Here is an 18,437-nt window from a genome sequence, read left to right as displayed (position 1 = left end):
GGGGATGAAGTGCACCCCTTAAAGTAGACATTGGAAAACACCCATGGTGTAAACCGATGAATACTTTAGGGGGTGCACTTCAGGATTCCCGCACTGCCCTTTCATGTGTATTCTAAGTTGCTGCAGAGCCCTTTGACCAGGCCGGATCAAACGGAGCAAGACTTATCCTGGAGAAGCCTTTGTAACCGGATTCCCCCCCTTAGCCTCGTTGTTCAGAAGGAATCTGGTTACAACAGCAATCGGAAGGATAAGTCTTGCGCAGTTTGTTTTTGGCCATGGCATTACGGCAATCATCTTAGCCGCTCCCTTGATCGTCCTCCAAGTCCTCCAGGAACAGCTTTCGCTTTCGGGCAGGAATTCGAATATTGACGGAGGTCCCTGCGCCTCTCAGGCTGAAGATCGACACCCCGTATTGCTCGCCGTATTGCAGCTGAACGCGCTGATGTATATTGCGGATGCCGAAGCCCGTCTCGCTTTCGTTCGAAGCGCTCATAATCTCCGCAATCCGCTCCTGCCGCACACCCATCCCGTCATCGATCACCCGGTACAGAATGTCGCCGCCATCCAGCTTGGCCACGATACGGATATGAATCCGGTCGCCGCTCCACGCGTGCTTCAGCACATTCTCTACGAATGGCTGAAGAATCAGCTTGATCGTCTCGAATTGCCATACGTTGACGTCCACATCGAACGTAACCTCAAGCCTGCGTCCATACTTCACCTTCTGAATATCCAGATAGGCGTTGACCTGCTCCACCTCAGAGGAGACCGGAATAAGCGTTCTGCCGGAATTCAGCGTCAGCCGGTAGAACTTCGCCAGCTCCACGACCATCTTCTGCAGCTTCTCATTCTCCCCGAACTTGGCCAGCCGGTTGATAGACGACAGCGTGTTGTATAGAAAATGCGGATTGATCTGCGTCTGCAGCATCTCGAGCTCCGCTTCCTTCTTTTGCAGCTGGGTCAAATACACTTTATTGATAAGCGCCTCTACATCCTCGCCCATTCCGTTAAGCGCCGTAGCAATTTGCGAGAATTCGTCCTTCCCCCGATATGAGATCCTCTTGTGCAAGTCGCCCTCGCGGAACGCGTTCAGGACGGAGACAAACTTCGTAATCCGCTTGGAGAAGTACCGGGACATAAAGATGCCTGTAAATGTAAACAAGACGAAGCAGAGAAGGCAGATCAACAAAATATATGTACGGACGCGCTCGGCCTCCTGCTTGATGATCGTCAGCGGCACATACGCGACAATTGTCCACCCCTGCTTGGGCATGTATTCTTGCAGCGTTAGAAACTCGCCCGGAGGATGCGCCTTCGCCATAGAAGCCAAAGTGATGGGGGCGCGTTCGCTCGCCTCCTTCGCATCATGCAGCTGCTGATTGGAGGCATAAATGATTTTCCCCGTCCTGTCTTTCACGAGCAAGACAGCCCCTTCCCCTAGATTGCGGAAGTAGACGCTCTCGAATAACTCCTCAATCAGCACGCTGAACCTCATCATGCCGACTTCCTTCATCTTGGTCGGTACGGACAAATCCATAATCCGGCGAATCATGGATATACGGTCGTCCCCCCGGTCGTCCTCTACTTGCTTCCATTGCATCGTTACACCGTATTCTTCATTAGGAAAAGAATAATACCATGGCTGGTGAACGATCCGGTTATATTTGAGCAGGTTAATGACCTTTTCCTGATATTGCGCCTCCGGTTTATTATAGTTGACATACACTTCATCAATGGTCGAATTGTTGTAGTAGACAAACATTCTTAAATTTAATCCGATTGATTTGGACGCGCTCTCGAGCTTCGGCCTCAGCACCTTATCGTAGCGCTCATTAATTTCCCTTTTATCAGTGGGCTCGATCCGCAAACTATCTATAAAACTATCGTCCTCATACAAGGTAGATGATATTCGGATAATATCGTCTGTTTTATACGACACATTATCCCGAATTTGAACCAGTGTATTTTTTATGTTCGCACTGGTTTGATTCCGCATGGATTTATCATACATCGTGTGAGAGATGTAGCCGTTCACCGTAATGAGAATAATAATAAATACAAGATATGAGAGCATGAGCTTATAGCCGATTGGCATATATCCCAGGCGTTTTCGCTTCTCCCAGGCCGATTTCATCTTTCCCTCCATAAGCTACTGCTCTCTTTTGCGGTATTCTAACGGCGTCATGCCGAACTTCTCTTTGAATTGCCTGCTGAAATACGGCAGATAGCGATAGCCTACCTGATCCGCAATCTCATAAATTTTCATGCCCGGCGTCTTAAGCAGCTCGCACGCACGCTCCATGCGCAGCTGAACGAGCAGCTCATTGAACGTATGACCCGACTTTTCCTTGATCAGAAAGCCCAGATAGCTTGGCGAAAAGGAAAAATGCTGCGCAATATCCTTCAGCGTGATGTTTTCGCTCATTCTGTCCTTGATCGTCTTCATAACGTTGCGGATAAACTTGCTGTCCTTCGTGCTGTTCTTCTGATGCAGCTTCTCCGAAATTTCGAATACTCGGTAAAGCAGCCATCTGCGGATATCGTTAACCGTCTCGAACTGGAGCAAGATATCCAGGTTGCGGATATCGATGCCCAGCAGCTCGAACAGATCCTCATTCATCGCGCTTAGATGCTGATCCAGCTTCCATATAATATAGTTCGTCAAGTTATGGACCGTAAACTTGGAGCGAAGGCTCGTCAATGACCGGAACAATCCTTCGAACTCATCATAGATTTGAACCAGTTCATATTCTTTAACCGCTTTCATCAAAGCGTTCATATGGGCGTCCAGCATGCGCGAATCGAGCATGCCCGGCTCCGCGCTCACTTCCTCGTAATTGATAATGGCGCCTTTCCCGAGGAACATCTTGCCTTCAACAGCCTGAATAGCTTGAGCATACGATTCATGAAGCCTCTCCGGCACATGCACCGGCGCGCCGAGCCCTGTCGTGACTGTTAAGTTCAGACGGCGCTGGGCCGAATCGAGCAGCTTCGCAATCTTGGCTTCAATCCCGTCAGCCTCCAGCAGCAATGCGATCCGCTGGGTATTCAGCTTGCAATAGGGAATAATCCCCCCGGCGCTAACCGCTTCATGAAGCTGCTTCAGGAACACTCTGGACACTTCCAGCCTAGAGCGGTCATTATCGTCCGTTCTGGAGAGCAGATCCAGCTCCATCACCGCTACCCGCACCGGCCACTTCATGCGATGCAGCTCATGCGTCTTCGTCAATTTCGACATGAAGTCGCGGTCCGACGGATCCTCCCCTTCGAAGAGCCGCAGCAGTAGGTCGCTTTTGGCGATGGGAATCATATTCTGATACGCTTCCTCGACTTCCCGGTGCTTAATATCCTCGTCCAGATCGCGCTTCACCTTCATAAGCGAAGCGATCAGCTCGTTGTCGTCCATCGGCTTCAGCACATAATTGTAAGCTTTGAGCGACAAGGCTTGCTGCACATAACTGAATTCCTGAAATCCGCTTACGAAGATGATGCGGATATTAGGCTTCCGCTGCAGGGCGATACGGGCCAGCTCAAGGCCCGACATATAGGGCATATTCACATCACTTACGAGTATATCAATGGCATGCTGATCCAGCACCTCGCAGGCGGACAGCGCATTGTTGACAGAACCCTTGACCTCCATGCCCAGCTCCGTCCAAGGAATAAATTGCTTCATTCCTTCCAAATCCAGTTCTTCATCATCCACCAACAGCACATTGTACATCGTCTCTTCCCCCCATGAAGCATCAATGCTGAATGTAAGTTGCTATTCGTTATTCAGAACTTTCAAATTATCTTGCCATCTCTTCGTGATGTAACTCAAATACTGGTCAAACCCCGCTTCGACGGAAGCTCGATGCGCATCGTCCAATATGGACAGCACTTCCTCGTCGGTTTTGCCGAAAAACGCATCCCTGCGCGCATCAAGCCATATTTCCTTGAGCTTGTTCATCACTTTGCCTTCCTCCGAATTCGGCGGCGGCTGCACATTGATGAATTCCGTCGCATCGCCTTGCGATTTCCACGTAATATTTTGCTGCCAATACGACGACCAGTTCCGCTGCTCCTCCGGCAAGGTCTGCTCGTATTCGCTTTTGGTTTTATCTAGATAAACGGTATTGCCTACCCATATCATGTCGCCCGAAATCGCCTGGATCTCCGCCAGTTCCTTCTGATCGGTCCCGTAACGGGCCGTGAAGTTAGGCGTAATGCCGTCTTCCCTAAAGCCATTCCAGTACCCTTCCGGCCCTGGTGGTCCCCACATCTGGACAGCCGAGCCTTCCGGCCCCGTCATCCAGTCCAGCATAGCGAAGATCGCTTCCGGGTTTCTCGCGCTGGTCGTTATAGTCGCCACATTCCAGCCCAAGAGATTGTAAGTGCCCGGGTAGATCTTGGACCGGTCCAGCCCCTGCTTGTAGATCGGCTCGATGAACATATATCCGTCATCAGGATTGATCTTGCGCAGCGCGGCATCTCCCACCATGCCGTTAATCATCGGATTCGCGCTCGCATAGACGGCCGCTCTGCCCTGCACCAGCTTCTCGGTCACCTGATCCTCCGTCTGGGTCATCGCATCTCCGGCAATCAGGCCTTCCCGCATCAGCTTCGCCACATATACGGCCGACTCCCGGAATGCCGGATCCTTATAGATAGACGTCATCCGGTCGCCTTCCGTTACAGCATAAAGTCTGGTAAAGCCCAGATTATTTTCCTTGAAAGCCGAGAACAGCTGGTCAATGCCATGCCCTTCCATCGTCTGCCCCGTCTCAAACGGAATAACGTTCGGATAATGCTCCTTCACCATAAGCAGATATTGATACAAATCCTCCGTCGTATCCAGCGGCGGGAATCCCAGCTCGCGGTATATCTTTTTGTTAATGACATATCCCGCATTGCCGTAAGGCTGGCTTGTATAATAGTTGGGGAAATAATAGATTTTCCCGTCGGGAGAACGGAGCAATTCCAGCACTTTCTCCCCAGCCCATTGCTTCAGGTTCGGATATTTCTCGATATACTCATCCAGCGGCACAAGCATGCCTGCCTCCCGCATCTGCTCCAGGTCATAATCCCGATCGCCCCACACGATATCCGGCAAGTTATTGCCGGCAATCATCTTCTGCAGCTTATACCTTGCCTTTCCGTCCGAGCTGATAGGCGTAATATGGATATTGAATTGATCCCTGATCCACCTGGATGCGGGATCCGCCCCCCATACCGGCATGGAATAATAGCTGTAATGGCCGTAGAACGTAATATCCAGCCTTTCCTTGCCCAGGATGTACAAGCCGTTTTCATACAGCCCGCTGTCGTCGATTGGCGCAGGTTCATTCTTCTCCGATTCGTTAACCTTAGTCCCGGAATTGCTGCAGCCCCACATCAATCCTAACGCCAAAGCTGTAAGCAGAAGTCGCATGAACATCTCTCTCTTCTTGTTCACTGACCTTGCGCCCCCTTGAAAGAATGGTAATTTCGATTTTGATTAGTCTAATGATACCAAAATCACCACTAACAATATATAGAAAAGATGAATATAAAAGAATGCACAGACATCCCAGCAGGTTCTGCCGAACCTGTTGGGATGCTTGGATCTGCTATGCGGGATTAGCTAAGTCCCAGAATTTTACGTTTTGCTTGCCATTGCTCTGTGCGCCATTCCAGCAATCGCTCATACCCGGACTTCTTCGCATCTGCTTCCGCTTTATCGAGAATTTTATCGACATCGCTGTCAGACTTGGCTTGCGAGGACTCTGCCAGCACTTGCGTAAGCAGTTCAGTCATCAGCGTCTGGATATTCGCTTCCTCGCTGTCGGTCGGAGGCGTCAAGTCCTTGAATTCAGTAATATCAATGCCTGTCGGCCATGTGATTTCGCTTTGATACTTAGCTTGCCAGTTGCGGTCCTTCTCAGGCAGCCTTTCTTCCATCTTCATCTTCGCAGGATCAATATACGATGTATTGCCTACAATTTGAATCCAAGTGTTTTTCGTTTGAATGTCCGCTACCTCAACCGGATCGAACTGATCGGTGAAGATCGGCGAGCCTTCCCCGTCGTAGCCTTTCCAGTTCTTGCCCTCTGGTCCGAAGAATTGCAGGTTCATGCCGTCCGGACCTGTGAACCAATCCAGGAATGCAAAGATTTTTTCCGGATCTTTGGCATTTTTCGTAATAACGGCAACGTTCCAGCCCAGTTTATCGTATCCGCCCGGATAAATTTTGTTTTTATCCAGACCCGCTTTATGGAACGGCCAGATTACAAAATAACCGTCATCCGGATTCTCTTTAATAATTTCGGAATGCGCCAAATTCGTTTTTTGCGTAACGTTGGAGCTTGCATATACAGCTACGCGATTGGCCAAAAGCTTCTCTGTGACCATCTCATCCGTCTGCGTGAATGCGTCTTGAGTCATCAGCTTTTCACGGTACAGCTTGGATACAAACTTCTGCGATTCGCGGAAAGCAGGATCTGTGAACAAAGAAGTCAGCTTATCGCCATTAGGAACGCCAATCAGCTGTCTGCCCACGGAATCGTACAATGCGCCTTCTTTAAATGCCGTGTAGAGAACGCCCACGCCTTGGCCGTCTACTGCGCGGTCTGGCTCAAACGGGATAACCTGGTCTCCGTATTTCGCTTTTACATCTACAAGATATTTATACAAGTCGTCGATCGTCTCAAGCGTAGGGGAGCCCATTTCTCTGTGGATCTTTTTGTTGATGGCATAACCTGCTGTATTGGTAGATTTATCTGTATACCAGTTCGGGAATTTGTACAGCTTGCCGTCAGGGGAACGAAGCAAATCCAGCTTCTCCTTGCCCGCCCACTTCAGAAGGTTCGGATATTTCTCCAGGTAATCGTCAAGCGGCACGAGCTGTCCCGCTTGGTACAAACGGTCAAAGTCTTGGTGGAAACGATCCATCCAGATCACATCTGGAAGCTTGTTGCCGACAATCATCGTAGCCATGACATCGTTGGCGCTGCCATTGGCTTGGATCGCTTTAATATCCAGCTGCTTGTTCTCTTTCAGCCATTTGGTTGCCGGATATTCATCCATTCCCAAGAAGTCAGCCCAGTTGTAATGGTAGTACAATGAGAACGACAGCGGCTCAGAGCCAAATTCCCATGCATCTCCTTTCGGCTCCTCTGTTCCCCCTCCATTGTTGCCAGGATTGTTGGATGCCGGCGCGGTAGGCGACGGTTTCTCCGTGTTCGAACCGGAGTTGCTGCAAGCTGCCAGCATCGTGCTGAACAGCAAGACCGCAGATACGATCAATAGCAGCGACTTCTTTTTCATCATTTGCAGTTGCCCCTCTCAATAAATGTTATATGTTCAAAGCGACTTCGCCCTAAACCATGGTTCATAACCCGCTACTCTTTCAGGGAACCAATCAATACGCCTTTTACAAAATACTTTTGGACAAATGGATACACCGCAATGATCGGAAGCGTAACCACCATCATGGTTGCCGTCGTAAGCGACTTGCTCGTAATTTGCTGCATCCCTTGAATTCTTGCTACGGTGCCTGAATCCACGCCTGCCAAATCCACAATGTTGGCGTTAAGCAGCCGCCTCAGTATCGTTTGAACCGGAAGCAGGTCCACATTGGAAATATAGATGCTTGGCACAAACCAGTCGTTCCAGTGTGCAATGGCGGTAAACAATCCCAGCGTGGCAATGACAGGACCCGACAGCGGCAATATGATTCTGAAAAAGATTCCCCATGTGCTGCAGCCGTCAATTTGCGCCGATTCCTCAAGACCGGCGGGCAAACCTTTAAAGAAAGTACGGAATATAATCATGTTCCACACGCTGATAAGCGCAGGAATAATGAATACCAGGAAATTATCCATAAGCCCAAGGGAGCGGATAACCAGATACGTCGGAATCAATCCGCCGCCGAAGTACATGGTGAAGATGAAAAAGATCATATAAAACTTTCGTCCCATCAGGTACGATCTGGTCATTCCGTAGGCCAGCAAAGCTGTACAGAATATCGCAGACACGGTGCCAACTACTGTTCTATAAATGGAGATCATAAAGGCATTCAGCAATTTGCTGTCGTTCATGACCGTCTTGTAGTTTTCCAGCGTGAACACTCTTGGCCATACCGTCACACCGCCTTTGGCCGTATCGATGCCGGCATTAAACGAAACAACCAGCGCATTCCAAAAGGGGTATAGCGTCGAAATCGTTAACAAAATCAAGAAAATATAAATCACAACCAGTATCACTTGATCGCTTGGAGCGATACGCTTCATTCTCACTGTCCTTCAACCTCCCGCATTGATCCGGCATGCTCCGAAATTACCATAGGCTGCTTCCCGCTTTTCGCGCCAAGTAGTTAGCGATCGTCAGCAGCATAATGCTGATGACAGCTTTGAACAGGCCAATCGCTGCGGCAAAAGAATACTTGAAGTTCTGCAGACCAATCCGATAGACATACACATCAATAACATCTGATACCGGCCTAAGCAGCGGATTCTCAGCCAGGATCAAAATATCCTCAAATCCTGCGTTAAGCAGACTTCCGATAGCCAAAATCATAAAGATTAATATAACCGGCATAATCGTTGGAATCGTAATGAGATAAATTTGCTTGAACTTGCTCGCTCCGTCGATATCCGCCGCTTCATACAGATTCGGGTCGACACCGGCTATCGCGGCCAGGTATACGATGGAGGCAAATCCGACTTCTTTCCACACGTTCGTTGAGATCAGAATGGTCCAGAAGTACTCTTTTATCGAAAGGAAGTTAATAGGCTCTTCAATCGCCCCGATTCCCTTTAGAAGAATATTAACGCTGCCGTTGTCTGTGGAGAGAAGCGACATAACCAAGCCGCCTACGATAACCCAAGACATAAAATGGGGCAGATACGTAATCGTCTGAACTACCCGCTTGAACACCATATGGCGAACTTCATTCAGCATTAAAGCCAACACGATTGGCGCCGGAAAGCCGATAAAAAATTTCAGCAAACTGATCACAATCGTATTCCGTATGAGCGTCATGAAGTTCGGAGCGTCGAAGAACGCTTTGAAGTGCTTGAAGCCTACCCATGGATTCTCAAATATTCGGTGTGCAGTAAAGATGTCGTAGTCCATGAACGCTGTTAATATGCCGTACATAGGGATGTAAGAAAAAACAAACACAAGCAATATCCCGGGCAGAACCATAAGCTGCACATCGATCTGCTTCCAAAAGCGGCGGAAAGGATTGGTCTTTTTCACCGGTTTCAGCCCTGGCGAAGACGATGGGTATGGCTTGTTCGTCGTTGTCTCCGACATAGTATCCTCCTCTGGAATGTAGTGGTGGAAGGGCGATTGCTTCCTTCCGGCTTATGTACATTCTACCGCCGCCCTGGAAGCGAAACGATATAAGAGGAGCACGATTGTTTGCACTCCAGAAGTTACTTTTTTTTTGAAAAATGATAAAAAATCAAGGTCGCCTGCCACTAGTTATGGAAATTGTTAGAAAGACAAGATGGCGGGAAACGGCTTGTTATCAAAGTCGTGAATTCGATTAAATTCGGCCAAAAAAACACAAAAAAAGACAGCATATCGCTATGCTGTCTCCAAAACAATCCATTAAAATCGATGAAAGCTAAATGACATCCCTTCTACTGCATGCGATTATGTTATACTAAATGTAGTACAAGCAAGCGAGGTGAAGCCAATGAAATGGGAAGAGATTACCGAGTTGCATCCCGGTCGTTTTGTTTTGGTTGAGGCCATCAAGGCAAGCTCCAATAACCGTTTGCGCCAGCTAGAGGACATGGCTGTTATTCAAGACTATGATAATCCGCAAGAAGCATGGGACGGTTATAAGCATTTGCACAAGCTTCATCCATCTCGTGAACTTTACGTGTTCCACACTAGCCGAAGAGACGTAGAGGTTGTGGAAGAGTTTTTTTCGGGGGTACGGCAACGCACATGAAGATTGAGCTCCAGCATGGTCTCCCCATTATCTCTTTGACTTTAACTCATAATAATCGAACAATCATACTGCGGAATGTTTTATTTGATACAGGATGCGCAGCTACTGTGTTTGATACCGATGCGCTTGCCGAAATCGGTATTTTTATTGATTTCGTAAATGGCAGAGCCAAACGTATGTATGGTGTAGGTGGAACAAGCGAGATTTGTTATGAACAGATTATTCCCGAACTACAAATTGAGCTATTTGCTTTAAATGATTTTCCTATCCAATTGGGATCCATACTGGAACCCTACGGTTTTGACGGAATATTGGGCATTGATTTTATGATTCAAACCAAATGTAAAGTTGACTTTCATACCATGCAAGTTCATTTTCCCCAGTTATATTAAAACTCCTTCAGCAATCACATCTCCAATCCGATATGTTCTCAAGTACGCAAAAAATAAGACAGCATATCGCTATGCTGTCTCCAAAACAATCCTATAGTTAAGCATGTAGAAAGGGCATAAGCCCTGACAAACGAGAATGGAGAGACCTTGATATGTTAGATTTGTAACTCCCCAAGCTTAATCAGCTCGACAACCGCTTGCGAACGACCTTTGACGTTCAACTTTTGCATGACATTCGAAATATGGTTGCGGACGGTCTTCTCGCTGATGAATAATTGCTGCGCGATATCTCGTGTTGTTTTGTCCTGCACCAACAGCTCGAATACCTCTCGTTCACGATGTGTCAGTAAAAACTTGCTCTTATGGTCGCTTCCCTTCAAGATTTGTCACCCCTCCTTGCTCGGGTTTTTATGGTATAACAAGGGCAAGGGATACAGTCAAATTATCATATGAAGGGGGGGTAGCGATGGTGCTGTCTATGAGTAAAATGGGCGCATCAGAACTTAAGGTTATGCCAATTCGGCATGCACGATGAGCCGGTGCGTCGGATTGACGACAGGATCGCACGTAATAAGCGTCAATCTCCGGTCCGTCTTATTGTAATTGAGAACGGATACGTCCGTCGGCTCCACGATTGAAGTTCCTGTCACCACGTAGGTATACGTCTCGCCTTTGGTCTCGACGATAATCTTGTCGCCTTCCTTCACCTCATTGAGGCGGTTGAACAGCTTCCCCTTTGCTCTCATGCGGTGCGCGGCGATCGCCGCATTGCCAACCTCGCCAATAGGGGCTGTCTCCGTCAGATGCGCCGCGGCGTATTTCATATTTTTTTGCGTGGCGCCCTCCAGAACCGGCAGGTTCACCTTGATGCTGGGAATCCGAATGGTTGCAATCGCATCGAGCTTGGGTTGCTCCTTGGATGGAGCAGCCGTCTCTGTTGGCTCTGGCACAACATCGGGCGCAGGGCTGGCATCGTCCCCATCAGACTCCGCCTCGGCGAACAAGGCCGAGAGACGGTCATACTGGTCAAGCGCCTCCTGCCGCGCCTGCTCGTCTTCCATCGTCTCTGCCCACTGCGCCATCAGCTTCTCTTGCTGCCTGTCATCGAGCCACGCGCTGGCCTTCGGGTATACAATAATAAGAAGACCGATAACAATAAGTCCATATGATAGCAGCCGCTTCATGACATGCCTCCCGTCTCCACCGGCTTGCGCCCGGCAAATACCCACCTCTTGCTTCCGTAGAAGTTCAAAGCGACAACCAGCAGCGTCACAATGGCCTTGCCGATCAGCTCATGCAGGCCAAGCCATTCCGCCGCGGCAATGAGAAGCAGCAGGGATACGCCCAGCATGCACAGATTCCAGACAACGAACCGCAGCATCCTCTTCGCTCCTCCGCGCTTGCCGCTTTCCGCCGTCTCGCTTCGAAATGTAAAAACACTGTTCATGATATAACTATTCAGCATGCCCGCCGCATAGGCCGCAACCTGCGCAATGGAATAATGAGTGTGCGCCACAATCAGCAGTGTGAATACAGCCATATCGATGAGCGTATTCAGTCCGCCGATTACGGCGAACGATACGAATTGCTTGATGGAACGATTGCCGGCCTGATCAGACATACTGCTTTGCACGCTCCGGGTTGTCTTTGGCGCTCTCTTCTTCGGCCTTCGGCTCTGTATAGCCTTGAAACTCTCTGACAATATAGAGCGGGCGGTTCTTGGACTCATCGTAGATACGTCCGATATACTCGCCGATAACGCCCAGCAAGAGCAAGATAATGCCGTTGAACAGCAGATTCAAGGCAACGATGGTTGTCCATCCCGTCTCAGTCGTGTCCGTGAACAGGCGCTGGTACAGCACGACAAGCAGGTAGATGAAGCTGCCTAGCGAAAGGAAGAAGCCGAGATAGGTTGCGATTTTCAGCGGCTTGTAGGAGAAGCTCGTAATGCCGTCCAGCGCAAAGCTGATCATTTTTTTCAGCGGATATTTCGTTTCTCCGGCGAAGCGCTCTTCGCGCACATACTCGACGCTTGTCTGCTTAAAGCCGATCCAGCTGATCAAGCCGCGGACAAAACGGTTCTTCTCCTTGAGGCCGCGCAGCACATCGCATACCTTGCGGTCAATGAGCCGGAAATCTCCCGTATCCAGCGGAATGTCGACATTGGTCATGCTGCGCAGCAGCCTGTAGAAGGCAAGCGCAGTCAGCTTCTTGAAGATCGTCTCTCCCTTGCGCTTCAGCCTGCGGCCGTATACGACCTCATAGCCTTCCTTCCACTTGGCGATCATATCCAAAATGACCTCTGGCGGGTCCTGCAAATCCGCATCAATGACAACAACCGCATCGCCTTTCGCATAATCCATGCCGGCCGTAATCGCGATCTGGTGCCCGAAGTTGCGCGAGAAATCAATCAGCCTTACGTTAGGATCCTTCACGCTGAACGATTTCACCAGCTCCACAGAGCGGTCCTTGCTGCCGTCATTAACGAAGATCAGCTCATAACCGCCGTCCGCCCGGTCCATCACTTCCTTCAGCTTGCCATACGTATGCTCGATCACTTCTTCTTCATTGTACATTGGCACAATAACGCTATACTTGACCTTGTTCTCCATGACGATGCTCCTCATCTATTCTCCAAATTAAAATACCCAGCTAGGGAACCAGCGCAGCAGATCGATGTACCATTTCGGCACAGTGAGGCCTGACAGCGCAGGATAAAACATAACAAACAATAGGGCCGCAGCAATGGCAAAGCCGTTGCGAGCCTTCCTGATCCTCGGATTTCTCTCCTCCGCCAGCTGGAACAAATAAACAATGCTCAAGATTACAAACGGCACCATCGCAAAGTAATGGTACAGGAACGTCTCGCGCGGCACGAGCATCCAAGGCACATATTGCGCCAGAAAAGCGATCCATAACATATAGACGTGTTTGTCGCGCCGTTTGATGCTGATCCAAATCGTCGCCAGCATCGCGGCGATGCCCGTCCACCAGATGAGCGGATTGCCCATCGCAACAATCGTCGACTTCATTCCTGCCGCCAGCTCGCCCCCGGAATAATACCAGACCGGGCGTTTCATGAACGGCCACTCCCACCACGAAGAGGAGAATGGATGCGACGATACCAGATGGCTGTGATAGCTGTACATATGCACCTGGTAATCAATCAGCGACTTCAGCGTATAGCCTTCGCTCATGACCGTCAATATCGGTATATAGGAGAGCGCATAGATGCCTGCAGGGATCGCGATATAGAAGATGAGGCAGGCGGCCAGCGTCAGCACCGTATAAGACGGGAACACCGATACGATACGCTTCAGCGCATCCGGATCGTATGCCGTCTCGGCACCATCCTTCCGCCTGAGCATGCGCTTCGCCGCCGCATATTCCTTGTAACGGTCCCAAAGCGAAATGCCCAGCATGACAGCGAGCCCTGCGCCGCCGTATAGAACGATCCACTTGGATGCGACGCCTAGTCCGAAGAAGAGGCCCGCCAGCCCGAGCGGCACCAGCGTCGCAAGCAGCTTCGTACGGTAGAAGCTGAGCGCCAAATATTTGTTCATAAAATGGAACATCAGCATAATGAAGAATACGCCGTACACATCGATCGTCGCTATTCTTGTCTGCGAGAAATGCATGAAATCCGCCGCCAGCAGCCCGGCGGCCAGCGCTGCATACGCCGTTCGTCCGAACAGGCGCTTCGCCGTCATGTAGATGATAGGAACCATAGCAATGCCGATCACCGTGCCTGCAATGCGCCATCCGAACGGATTAAGACCGAACAGCTTGATGCCGAGCGCAATGATGATTTTGCCTAGCGGCGGATGGGTATTCTCATAAGCCACAATGCCTTCGAGATTCTCATATGCCGTTCTGGCATGGTAAATTTCGTCAAAATAACTGCCTTTCATGTAATTATGCCCATATATCATCAAGTCTTGCTCATCGAACAGCTGGGCGACGCTGCCCCGTCTTGGCTCTCCCGCCTTCTCGTCATTGATGGCGGCGATCTGAAGCGGCTCTTTGCTTCCTGCTTCGTATATCCCCATCTCATGCAGGGAGAAGCCCGGAGTTGTGACAGTCAGCTTCACATAACGGGCGGTGAGATCAACCGTCTGGCTGCGCCATGCGAACACCGCCACATGGTTGTTGTCCACCTCTACCGGATTCGTCCACTGGTCCGGCTGAAGGCCGAACTCCAGGCGGAACTTGCCGGTGCCGACGCCGCCGAATGTCGTGATCCGCTCCAGATGCTTCTCTTCTCCCAGATCGACATAAAAGCTTTGCGTGCTGCTTGATGGCTGCCAAGGCGTCTCCGGCCCCTTCATGGAACCAAGATTGACAAGCGCAACTGCCGCGTAGACGGCCGTTATCGCTCCCATCCAAATCCAGTCCTTGCGCGTCAAACGCTGCTTAACCCGGACGCTTCCAGCCTCTCCGGCAGCCTCCGACAACAGCTCCCTATCCCTCGCTTGTTTGTCGTCTTCGGTGACCGGCACCAGCTCAAGCGTCCGACCCCGCTTATAATAATCATAGCCTGCATACAGCATGTAGAGCAGCAAGCCGATATTGCTGACGGCAACCAGCAGGACAACACCGTCCATGACGACATTGGTCGTCGTCTTGCTGAATTCCAGCACATAGCTCATATTGAAGAAATTCGTGATGGTAAATCCATAGAACACATGGAGCATTCTGCGGTCCCTCATCCCAATAAAGGCAAACAAGCTCAGCAGCAGAAGCGGGAACATATACCGCTCATGCATCTTGGTGACAAGGATGAACACTACCGCGATTAGCGTCATGGCGATAAAAAAGCTGCGGTCCTCGCCTTCCCGGCGCTTGCCCATCAAGCTGAACCATACGGCTAGCGCAACCGCAACCAGAATAAATAAATTGCCCCAGGTCTGATAGCTCAGGAATAGCCAGCTCTCCGTCAGCGGCTTCCAATTGGCACCGTTCAGCGCATATAGATTAAAGGCATTCAACGTCGCATATGGATACGAAGACAATGTACCGCTATAAAGCTCGTACAACGCCTTAAGCCCGCCAGTCGACCAGAAGAAAGGCAAGGCAAGCAAAATAAACGTGCCGAAGCCGTAATAGGCGGTAACCGCCACATGCTTCCACTTCTTCCGGGCCAGCAGGGCAAGCAGCAGCACCGGCATAAAGATGAAGGCTTGCGGCTTGATCAGGGCTGCAATCGCATACCAGACGGCAGCCTTGCCGAACCGGTTCTCCGAGATGCCCAGCAGCGACAGGGAGAGCACCAGCGCAATTATCGAATCGACTTGCCCCCATGCGGCGGAATCCAGGATGACCGCCGGATTGAACAGCCACAGCATGGACAGCCCAAGCGCGATCGGCTGGCCCAGCTTCTTCGCCGCTGCGCGGAAGATGACGGCTGCCGCGCCCAGATCCGCTGCAATGGCGGGAAGCTTGTACAGCAGCATCGAAGCCGTGTCACCTGTTATTCCAAGCCAGCTCTTGATGTGGCCAAGCGCAAACAAAACATAGATATAGCCCGGCGGATAATCAACAAACATCTCCGTATGATAGAAGTTTGCCAGTCCTTCGCGTACCGCCTGTTCCGACCAGAACATGAACAGGGCGATGTCATTGGCATAGCCTTCATGTCCTGCAGCAAGCACGATACGCAGCGCTAGCGCCGCAATGAATGATACCGCCAGCAGCACAGGCACGCGGCCGCGGCCCTGTTCCAGCCAATGCCGGTCGCGGAACAGCTTCACGGTTACAAACGCCAGCAGCAAAGAAAATAAGGCTGAATAAATCATCGTACTGAAGATAGATACCTTCTGCGGGCCCTCTGACTCCCCGGCTACCGAAGCAGTCTCCTCCAGCGAGAATACCTCTGCGCCATCAGGCGCTCCCGACACTTTCTCAACGTTCAGCCCGTCGAACCAAGCCTTGCCCGAATTGATGCTTCCATACCCGCCAAGGCTGCCCCCGACAAGCATCTCCTTCTGCTTCTTGCCTGTCTTGCCGTAGAACTCCAGATAAGCCCAAGTTCCGTTCGTATCGCGGAATTCGGGATAATGCACGGCTACACCCTCGACATACAGATGGACACCTGCGCCTTGGCTGCCGATTCCTTCTGTCTTGACATAACCGGATATCCGGTACGTCGTATTGGACTTGACCTTCACCCTCTGAAGCAAGCGGGCATGATTATCCCCGCTGCTATGTATATAGGCAGACTGTTTCCCAGAATAAAATTCATTCCGATCGACTCCGTATTGCGTTACGCCGCTATCGTCGATCCACGCTTCCGTCATCCAGCCGTCCGGCATATCGCCGGCTGCTGCTTCAAAATCGCCGTTCGCCAGCAGGTTGCCGTCTGCATTCGCCGCAATGCCGGGTATCAGCATGAAGAGCAGGAGCACGATAGCCGTTATTCGGGAAAAGCCGTTGCTCATCTTCATCACGATTCCTTTCCTCAACCATTCATTACCTATCATTATACAAACACATAACCACTTTATCGAATGCAACTTTCAAGGTCAATGAAAATAGCAAAAAATACATGGTTTTGGTTGCGATTGGATGCCAATCTAGTACAGGCCGTAATAAGGCTGAATATATGAATAGAAATGATGCACATAAATAAGTGACAGCCAAAAGATTTAGGCCGTGTCCCCAAGGCAGTCCTTTGTCTGAGACACGACCTTCTATATCCTAAAGAATCCCTTTTCCAAATAAGAAAGAGTGAATGATATTGTCGCGTTGAACGTTATGTCTTAATACGAGCCATCCATAAGGTTGTAGTGGGAATATAGATGGCGATGTTCCGCCATCCAGTGCGCGAGTTCATTCAGCATAAAGGGATAGTCAGGCGGCTCATAGAGGAAGTCAGTTCTTGTGTTCAACAAGCTCTTGTCGTGATGCAGCTTCCCGCAAGGAGTAATCACTGTTCCTTTATGAAAGGCGGCGTTCATGATCTGAAGCAGCTTATGCTTTGACAGCTTCCTCCTGCCGGTCAGATGCACCAGCCCGCCAATTGGGTGCTCCATGATTCGGCTGATAAATTTCGCCAGCTCCAGCGTGGTCACGCCGTTCCAATATACCCGGCTATATCCTTGCACTGGACCGTTTTCCCGGAGAAACCAATGCATCAACCCGACTCCCTCGCTCTTCAGCTCCGGTCCAATGATGGACGTTCGGATCGTCAGATGATTCGGCCGAATGACTTCTCCCAAGCTTTTGCTCTTGGCATAAGCTGTCGCTCCGTCTGCCGTTCTCGCCTCTTCATAGGGCCCTGATATGCCGGAGAAGATGCAATCCGTACTGATATGAATAAGCCGAAAGCCTAACTCATCCCCATAATCAGCCAGCGAGTGCGGGAGCAGACTATTGATTTCGACCGCCTCCCTCAGCCGCAGCTTTGCATCTTCATTCAGTAATCCCGCCGCGTTGATCACTACATCCGGCTTGTGGCGCCTCAGCAGCCGGGCAAGCTGCTTCCCTTCCCTGAGGTCAAGACTTGTAAAAGGGGCGGCTTCTGCTCCGCTGCGCTGAGTAGCGATAACGTCGTACCCGTCCTTGGACAGCCATAGTGTCAGCAGATGTCCGGCCATTCCCCTGCCGCCGAATACGATTATTTTTTTCACGATTAGCCCCCTTGTCGGTTGTAGTGATGCTCTATCCGAGCTATATCCGCAATAATCCGGCCTTCGGCAAGCCACGTACTTGTCCAATAGCCGGCGGGAAAAATTCGGCGGTCGAATCACATCGTATTTTGAAAGCAATAGACTTTGTGCACATTCCTCCGCTCTCCTTTCCCGTGTCGCGAACCTAGCATGCCGCTTAGATGTTGCCTGCGTCTAGCCGCAGCACTTTGGCTTTGCCTCGTTTTCCTTTCGTAGAGTTGCGTCAGCATTTCGATTCTAGCGGAGTTCAGGTCAATGCCCAGCACACGGAATCCTTTTTTCACAAAAAGCAGCGCAAGCGGAAGCCGACATAGCCGAGCTCGATAATCGCTACTGTCTTTTGGTCATTGCCTTCTCTCCATTGCGGTTCCATCATCCGTCTCTCGCCTTCTTCCCAGCCGGTTGTCAAATCGCTAGATTACTATATGACGAAATCACTAAGCTGGAATG

14 protein-coding genes are annotated in these 18,437 nt (G+C 50.4%); 2 read left to right on the top strand and 12 right to left on the bottom strand.

Features of this window, described 5'->3' with window-relative positions; translation table 11 throughout:
- Positions 1-295 precede the first annotated feature (295 nt).
- From D3P09_RS17445 to D3P09_RS17420, 6 genes are all read right to left on the bottom strand, one after another.
- A complete protein-coding gene (locus tag D3P09_RS17445; protein WP_120113319.1) occupies positions 296-2,134 on the bottom strand; it encodes a sensor histidine kinase in 1,839 nt (612 codons plus the stop codon).
- Between the two features lie 15 nt (positions 2,135-2,149).
- Entirely contained in the window at positions 2,150-3,724 is a 1,575-nt protein-coding gene (locus D3P09_RS17440) for a response regulator (RefSeq protein WP_120112604.1), read from the bottom strand.
- A 42-nt stretch (positions 3,725-3,766) separates the two neighbouring features.
- The gene (locus D3P09_RS17435; protein WP_120112603.1) at positions 3,767-5,437 is read right to left on the bottom strand and encodes an extracellular solute-binding protein; all 1,671 of its coding nucleotides are present in this window, start codon (positions 5,435-5,437) and stop codon (positions 3,767-3,769) included.
- Positions 5,438-5,601: 164 nt separating this feature from the next.
- Positions 5,602-7,290, bottom strand: a complete 1,689-nt coding sequence (locus D3P09_RS17430; protein WP_120112601.1) for an extracellular solute-binding protein — start codon at positions 7,288-7,290, stop codon at positions 5,602-5,604.
- Between the two features lie 71 nt (positions 7,291-7,361).
- Positions 7,362-8,252, bottom strand: coding sequence for a carbohydrate ABC transporter permease (locus D3P09_RS17425; RefSeq protein ID WP_120112600.1), 891 nt, complete (start codon positions 8,250-8,252; stop codon positions 7,362-7,364).
- 46 nt (positions 8,253-8,298) lie between these two features.
- Positions 8,299-9,279 carry an ABC transporter permease gene (locus D3P09_RS17420; RefSeq protein ID WP_120112598.1) on the bottom strand — a complete coding sequence of 327 codons (981 nt, stop codon included), beginning with the start codon at positions 9,277-9,279 and terminating at the stop codon, positions 8,299-8,301.
- Positions 9,280-9,667: 388 nt separating this feature from the next.
- Between D3P09_RS17420 and D3P09_RS17415 the strand changes: the two genes are divergently transcribed.
- A complete protein-coding gene (locus tag D3P09_RS17415; RefSeq protein ID WP_120112597.1) occupies positions 9,668-9,928 on the top strand; it encodes a hypothetical protein in 261 nt (86 codons plus the stop codon).
- A complete protein-coding gene (locus D3P09_RS17410) occupies positions 9,925-10,320 on the top strand; it encodes an aspartyl protease family protein (RefSeq protein WP_120112595.1) in 396 nt (131 codons plus the stop codon). Before D3P09_RS17415 ends, D3P09_RS17410 begins: the two co-directional genes overlap by 4 nt.
- A 155-nt stretch (positions 10,321-10,475) precedes the next feature.
- Here the strand turns inward: D3P09_RS17410 and D3P09_RS17405 are convergent, their stop codons facing one another.
- The 6 genes from D3P09_RS17405 to D3P09_RS17380 all read right to left on the bottom strand — a co-directional run bounded on the left by D3P09_RS17405 (position 10,476) and on the right by D3P09_RS17380 (position 17,948).
- The gene (locus D3P09_RS17405) at positions 10,476-10,700 is read right to left on the bottom strand and encodes a helix-turn-helix domain-containing protein (protein WP_006040330.1); all 225 of its coding nucleotides are present in this window, start codon (positions 10,698-10,700) and stop codon (positions 10,476-10,478) included.
- Between the two features lie 129 nt (positions 10,701-10,829).
- Complete coding sequence (locus tag D3P09_RS17400; protein ID WP_120112594.1) at positions 10,830-11,504, bottom strand: class D sortase; 675 nt, start codon at positions 11,502-11,504, stop codon at positions 10,830-10,832.
- Positions 11,501-11,941: a GtrA family protein gene (locus D3P09_RS17395; protein WP_165867482.1), complete on the bottom strand. Its 441-nt coding sequence runs from the start codon at positions 11,939-11,941 to the stop codon at positions 11,501-11,503. The genes D3P09_RS17400 and D3P09_RS17395 overlap by 4 nt, the downstream gene beginning before the upstream one ends.
- A complete protein-coding gene (locus D3P09_RS17390) occupies positions 11,934-12,932 on the bottom strand; it encodes a glycosyltransferase family 2 protein (RefSeq protein WP_120112591.1) in 999 nt (332 codons plus the stop codon). Before D3P09_RS17390 ends, D3P09_RS17395 begins: the two co-directional genes overlap by 8 nt.
- A 27-nt stretch (positions 12,933-12,959) precedes the next feature.
- A complete protein-coding gene (locus tag D3P09_RS17385) occupies positions 12,960-16,763 on the bottom strand; it encodes a glycosyltransferase family 39 protein (RefSeq protein WP_243644335.1) in 3,804 nt (1,267 codons plus the stop codon).
- Between the two features lie 315 nt (positions 16,764-17,078).
- Positions 17,079-17,948 (bottom strand): dTDP-4-dehydrorhamnose reductase family protein, encoded by an 870-nt coding sequence (locus tag D3P09_RS17380; protein ID WP_243644282.1) that lies wholly within the window; start codon positions 17,946-17,948, stop codon positions 17,079-17,081.
- Positions 17,949-18,437: the final 489 nt, after the last annotated feature.

The organism is Paenibacillus pinisoli (genome assembly GCF_003605435.1).
Taxonomy (GTDB): Bacteria; Bacillota; Bacilli; order Paenibacillales; family Paenibacillaceae; genus Pristimantibacillus; species Pristimantibacillus pinisoli.
The sequence above is the reverse complement of the archived record's forward strand: the minus strand, read 5'-3'. Positions and strand labels throughout refer to the sequence as shown.

Coding starts and splice junctions, on each gene's coding strand:
- D3P09_RS17445 (WP_120113319.1), bottom strand. CDS start 2,134: ATGAAATCGGCCTGGGAGAAGCGAAAACGCCTGGGATATATGCCAATC.
- D3P09_RS17440 (WP_120112604.1), bottom strand. CDS start 3,724: ATGTACAATGTGCTGTTGGTGGATGATGAAGAACTGGATTTGGAAGGA.
- D3P09_RS17430 (WP_120112601.1), bottom strand. CDS start 7,290: ATGATGAAAAAGAAGTCGCTGCTATTGATCGTATCTGCGGTCTTGCTG.
- D3P09_RS17425 (WP_120112600.1), bottom strand. CDS start 8,252: ATGAAGCGTATCGCTCCAAGCGATCAAGTGATACTGGTTGTGATTTAT.
- D3P09_RS17420 (WP_120112598.1), bottom strand. CDS start 9,279: ATGTCGGAGACAACGACGAACAAGCCATACCCATCGTCTTCGCCAGGG.
- D3P09_RS17415 (WP_120112597.1), top strand. CDS start 9,668: ATGAAATGGGAAGAGATTACCGAGTTGCATCCCGGTCGTTTTGTTTTG.
- D3P09_RS17410 (WP_120112595.1), top strand. CDS start 9,925: ATGAAGATTGAGCTCCAGCATGGTCTCCCCATTATCTCTTTGACTTTA.
- D3P09_RS17400 (WP_120112594.1), bottom strand. CDS start 11,504: ATGAAGCGGCTGCTATCATATGGACTTATTGTTATCGGTCTTCTTATT.
- D3P09_RS17395 (WP_165867482.1), bottom strand. CDS start 11,941: ATGTCTGATCAGGCCGGCAATCGTTCCATCAAGCAATTCGTATCGTTC.
- D3P09_RS17390 (WP_120112591.1), bottom strand. CDS start 12,932: ATGGAGAACAAGGTCAAGTATAGCGTTATTGTGCCAATGTACAATGAA.
- D3P09_RS17385 (WP_243644335.1), bottom strand. CDS start 16,763: ATGAAGATGAGCAACGGCTTTTCCCGAATAACGGCTATCGTGCTCCTG.